This window comes from uncultured Limnohabitans sp., assembly GCF_937889215.1.
In the GTDB taxonomy this organism is placed as follows: domain Bacteria; phylum Pseudomonadota; class Gammaproteobacteria; order Burkholderiales; family Burkholderiaceae_C; genus Limnohabitans_A.
On record NZ_CALBEX010000058.1, the window covers coordinates 1 to 5,264 of the forward strand.

6 protein-coding genes are annotated in these 5,264 nt (G+C 58.9%); 4 read left to right on the plus strand and 2 right to left on the minus strand.

Features of this window, described 5'->3' with window-relative positions; translation table 11 throughout:
- Positions 1-314, minus strand: a 314-nt coding sequence (locus tag Q0341_RS01345) for a glutathione S-transferase N-terminal domain-containing protein (protein ID WP_299510029.1), incomplete at its 3' end; no start/stop codon positions are given.
- 118 nt (positions 315-432) lie between these two features.
- Between Q0341_RS01345 and purB the strand changes: the two genes are divergently transcribed.
- From purB to Q0341_RS01360, 3 genes are all read left to right on the plus strand, one after another.
- Complete coding sequence (purB, locus tag Q0341_RS01350; protein WP_299510030.1) at positions 433-1,833, plus strand: adenylosuccinate lyase; 1,401 nt, start codon at positions 433-435, stop codon at positions 1,831-1,833.
- Between the two features lie 103 nt (positions 1,834-1,936).
- On the plus strand, positions 1,937-3,103 hold the full coding sequence (locus Q0341_RS01355; RefSeq protein ID WP_299510031.1) for an ATP-binding protein: 1,167 nt from the start codon (positions 1,937-1,939) through the stop codon (positions 3,101-3,103).
- 5 nt (positions 3,104-3,108) lie between these two features.
- Positions 3,109-3,669, plus strand: a complete 561-nt coding sequence (locus Q0341_RS01360; RefSeq protein WP_299510032.1) for a YaeQ family protein — start codon at positions 3,109-3,111, stop codon at positions 3,667-3,669.
- Positions 3,670-3,741: 72 nt separating this feature from the next.
- Here the strand turns inward: Q0341_RS01360 and argC are convergent, their stop codons facing one another.
- Positions 3,742-4,665: an N-acetyl-gamma-glutamyl-phosphate reductase gene (gene argC / locus Q0341_RS01365; protein ID WP_299510033.1), complete on the minus strand. Its 924-nt coding sequence runs from the start codon at positions 4,663-4,665 to the stop codon at positions 3,742-3,744.
- Between the two features lie 175 nt (positions 4,666-4,840).
- Here argC and Q0341_RS01370 point away from each other — a divergent pair.
- The coding region (locus Q0341_RS01370; RefSeq protein WP_299510034.1) for an ATP-grasp domain-containing protein at positions 4,841-5,264 on the plus strand (424 nt) is incomplete at its 3' end.

The following is a 5,264-nucleotide window of genomic DNA, read 5'->3' on the forward strand; positions in this document are numbered from 1 at the left end:
AGCGCTGCATCCACCACGCCATCGGCCAAGGCTTCCCAGGTTTTGACTTCGGCGCGCTCGCGGCCAGCGGATGGAATCAATTTGCCCACAGGCGACAAGGTGTCCAGGTATTCCACAATCACCCGCGAATCGAACACCGCTTCTCCGCCCTCCATGACCAAACAAGGCACTTTGCCCAGTGGGTTGGAGGCGTGGATGCTGGTTTGCGCCGACCACACGTCTTCGGTGACAAATTGGTAGTCCAGCTTTTTTTCGGCCATGACAATGCGCACCTTGCGGACATAAGGACTGGTGACGGAGCCGATGAGTTTCATATCTAAAAGGGATGACCAAAGGAAGGCAGATTCTAGGTGAATCTTATTCAGAGGTTTTTGGGACTTACCCTTTTGGGCATGCGGGTGGCTTTGGTATGCCGGGAATTACAATCGAAGGATGAATTTTTCCCCTATTTCTGCCCTATCGCCGCTGGATGGCCGTTACGCCAGCAAACTCAATGCCTTGCGCCCGCTCATGAGCGAGCAGGGTTACATGCACCGCCGTGTACAGGTCGAAATCGCCTGGTTCATTGCCTTGTCAGATGCGGGTTTTGATGAGTTCAAACCCTTGTCGCCCGGTGCTCGCACCTACCTGACCGGCCTGGTCAAAAACTTCTCCGAGGCCGATGCTGTCGGCATCAAGGAGTTCGAGAAAGTCACCAACCACGATGTCAAGGCCGTCGAGTACTGGATCAAGTCCAAGTTCAAAGACCGGCCCGAGCTGGAAAAAGCTGCGGAATTTGTGCACTTTGCCTGCACCAGCGAAGACATCAACAACACCAGCCACGCCCTGCAACTCAAGGGTGCAAGGACTCAAGTCATCTTGCCGGGCCTGGATGGCCTGATCGCCAAACTGCGCGAGATGGCGCACACCTTTGCCGAAGTGCCCATGCTCAGCCGCACGCACGGCCAGACCGCCAGCCCCACCACCGTGGGCAAGGAAATGGCCAACGTCGTGATGCGCCTGAACGGTTGCCGCGCCAAGATCGCGGCCGTACAGTTGATGGGCAAGATGAATGGTGCTGTGGGCAACTACAACGCCCACTTGGCGGCCTGGCCCGACTTTGACTGGGAAGCCTTTGCCCGCAAAGTCGTGGAAACCCCAGAGATCAGCGAAACACAAAGCAGCCATTGGGGCTTGGGCCTGACCTTCCAGCCCTACAGCATCCAAATCGAGCCGCACGACTACATGGCCGAGTTGTTCGACACCGTGGCGCGCGCCAACACCATCCTGATCGACCTGTCGCGCGACATCTGGGGTTATGTGAGCCTGGGTTACTTCAAGCAACGCCTCAAAGCGGGTGAAATCGGTTCTTCGACCATGCCGCACAAGGTCAATCCGATCGACTTTGAAAACGCCGAAGGCAACCTGGGCCTGGCCAACGCCGTGCTCAAGCACCTGAGCGAAAAATTGCCCATCAGCCGCTGGCAGCGCGACCTGACCGACTCCACCGTGCTGCGCAACATGGGCGTGGGTCTGGGTTACACCACGCTGGCTTATGCGTCCTTGATGACCGGTTTGAACAAGCTGGAGCTCAACGAAGAAGCGTTGGCTGCAGACCTCAACGGCGCATGGGAAGTGCTGGCCGAGCCGATCCAGACCGTGATGCGCCGCTATGGCGTGCAAGGTGCCTACGAAAAACTCAAAGAAGTCACCCGTGGCAAAACCGTCACGGCGGCCGATTTGCACGGACTCATCCAAGGCCTGGAGATCCCGCAAGCCGACAAAGACCGCCTGCTAGCCATGACGCCGGGTAGCTACATTGGCAAGGCCGCCGAGCTGGCGCGACGCGTCTGATCGGTTTACCCCAAGCGGCCTGTCCAGGCGAGTTGCACGACGCGGCTTCAACCCGATCTATACAGATTGAAGATCATTTCTTCAATTTGTATAAAATAACCCCATGATCGAACGACAACTTGCCCCTGCGCTCCAACGTCTGGCCAAGTCATTTCCTGTGGTCGCCATCACTGGCCCACGGCAATCGGGTAAAACCACGCTGGCCCGGCACCTGTTCCCTGACAAACCTTACATCTCGCTCGAAGACCCGACCGAGCGTGCTTTTGCAGCCGAAGACCCGAGGGGTTTTTTGGCACGGTTTACCCAAGGCGCCATATTTGATGAAGCCCAGCGCTGGCCCGATCTTTTTTCATACCTCCAGGGGATGGTGGATGAAGACCGCACGCCCGGACGGTTCGTCCTGACCGGATCACAGCAGTTTGGCTTGCTGGCGGGTGTGACGCAGTCCCTGGCAGGCCGGGTTGCCATGTGCCGTTTGCTGCCATTTTCAGCAGCAGAAATTGCAGGCGTGCGCAATGGTCAGGCCACACTGGACGAAGTGCTTTGGCGAGGCGGCTATCCGGCCTTGAACATGGGTGCAGCCGCACAGCCCACCGACTGGTTTGCCAGTTACATCACCACCTATCTGGAGCGAGATGTCCGGCAGGTGCTGCAAGTGCAAGATTTGGCCACATTTCAGCGATTTGTGCGCTTGTGTGCCGGCCGCACGGGCCAATTGCTGAACCTGAGTGCGCTGGCCAGCGAGGCGGGCATCACCCACACCACGGCGCGCGCTTGGTTGTCGGTGCTTGAATCGAGCGATGTGCTTTTTGTGCTGACACCGTACCACCGCAACTTTGGCAAGCGTTTGGTGAAATCGCCGAAACTTTATTTTGTGGACACGGGGCTGGCTTGTTGGTTGCTGGGCATTCGTCAGCCGGAGCAACTGAGCCTGCATCCTGCGCGGGGCGCTTTGTTTGAAAACTGGGTCGTGACCGAGTTCCTCAAGCACAGGGCCAACCAGGGGCTGCCCAGTGATTTGCATTTTTGGCGTGACAACAACGGGCTGGAAGCGGATCTGCTTTATGAAACGGGCACAGGCCAGTTGCAGACCGTGGAGATCAAATCCGGTCAAACACCCACGGGTGATTACGTTCGCGCTGGCCAGCGCTCTGCCAGCATGGCAGGCAGCGAGGCTTGCATTCCTTTATTGATTTATGGCGGCGAAACATCTGTCCTGCGCAACGGCGTTCAGCTGTTGGGCTGGCGCATGTTGGCCCGCAAAGACTAAAAACCATGGCCCTCAAATCCACCATCTACAAAGCCAACCTGTCGATCGCTGACATCGATCACAGCTATTACGAAGACCACCAGCTCACGCTGGCGCGTCACCCCAGCGAGACCGACGAGCGCATGATGATCCGCCTGCTGGCGCTGGCCATCAACGCTTACAAGTTGCAGGCCGTGTGCAACGGCGACGGCAAGCTGGCCTTTGGCGCAGGCTTGTCAGACCCGGACGACCCGGATTGCAGCTTGCGCGATTTCACGGGCCGCACCCGCATGTGGATCGAAGTCGGCCAACCCGAAGACAAGCCCATCATGAAAGCCTGCCAAAAGGCCGATGAGGTGCTGCTGTATTGCTTCAACCACGCCGCCGAAGTTTGGTGGAAAGGCATCGAGACCAAGCTCACTCGCTTGGACAAGCTGCAAGTTTGGCGTGTGCCCACCGAGCGCTCTCAGGAGCTGGCCAAACTGGCCGAGCGCAGCATGCAGCTGCAGGCCACGGTGCAGGAGGGTTCGGTCACTTTCAGCAGTGACAAAGGCAGCGTGCACATCGAGCTGCTGCGCTGGAAATAAAAAGCAGCTTTGGCGGGCGGGAGCTGTCACCCCGCGGCCCAGCCCCAGCTGCGCTGGATTGGCTGAGGACTTTTACAGGCCCAGCATCAAGGAGATGTTCTGCACTGCTGCACCGCTGGCACCCTTGCCCAGGTTGTCCAAGCGGGCGATCACCACGGCATGGCGGGCCTCTTCGTTGGCAAACACCCGGATTTCCAGCTGGTTGGTGTTGTTCAGGGCGGTGGCGTCCAGCTTGGCATCGGCCGTGGCGGGCAGCACGCTGACCCAGCCGCCTGCCGCCTGGCTGGTGGCGTAGTGCGCTTGCAAAGCTGCGTGCAAGTCGGCACCCGAGGGCTTGCCCGGCAAGCTGTCCAGATGCAGGGGCAGTTGCACCAGCATGCCTTGGCGGAAATTGCCCACTGCTGGCACAAACAAGGGGCGGCAAGTCAAACCGGTGTAACGCATGATTTCAGGGATGTGCTTGTGCTTGAGGCCCAAGGCGTAGGCCTCATGCAAGGGTGCGCGCCCGGCTTCGTAGTCTTCGATCATGCTGCGGCCGCCACCGGAGTAACCACTCACTGAAGGCAGACACGCCGGAAAATCATGGGGCAGCAGCCCGGCGTCGACCAAGGGCCGCAAGATGGCAATGGCGCCTGTGGCGTAGCAGCCGGGGTTGGCCACACGCTGTGCCTGGCGCACGGCGCTGGCCTGTTGGGCCGACAGTTCGGGAAATCCGTACACCCAGTCCGGGTGGCAGCGGTAGGCTGTGGAGGCGTCCACAATTTTGGGCTGGCGTCCTGGCAAGGCGTCGATCATGGCCACCGATGCCATCGAAGCATCGTCGTGCAGGCACAGCACCACCAAATCGGCTGCTGCCATCAACTCGCGTTTGGCTTCTGGGTCTTTGCGGCGGGCTGGGTCGATGCTGAGCACCTCAATTTGGGGCATCAATGCCAGGCGTTCGCGGATCTGCAGACCGGTCGTTCCGGCTTCGCCATCGATGAATATTTTGGCCATGGGTATTACTTTCACAAGGAAACAGAACCTCAACGTCATGTCGATGTAAGACGCAAGGCTCAGGATTGGTGCATTGCAGCATGATACAGTCGCAGGCTGCAGTGTCCAGAGCCTGCTGGCGGGTGAATCACCGCAGCAGACCGGTCAAATCAACCACCCTCTGAGAGAAGACCTCATGAAGATTCACGAGTACCAAGGCAAGGAAATCTTGCGTCAATTCGGCGTGCCCGTTCCACGCGGCATCCCGGCATTCACCGTTCAAGAGGCGGTTGAAGCCGCTCAAAAACTCGGCGGCCCAGTCTGGGTGGTCAAGGCTCAGATCCACGCCGGTGGCCGTGGCAAGGGTGGCGGCGTGAAAGTGGCCAAAACCATTGAAGACGTTCAACGCATCTCGGGCGAGATCCTGGGCATGCAGCTCAAGACGCACCAGACTGGCCCCGAAGGCCAAAAAGTCCGCCGCTTGTACATCGAAGACGGCGCTGACATCAACAAAGAATATTACGTGTCCGTGGTCACCGACCGCGCGACACAAAAGATCGCTTTCATCGCTTCCAGCGAAGGCGGCATGGACATCGAGGAAGTGGCCCATTCCACCCCCG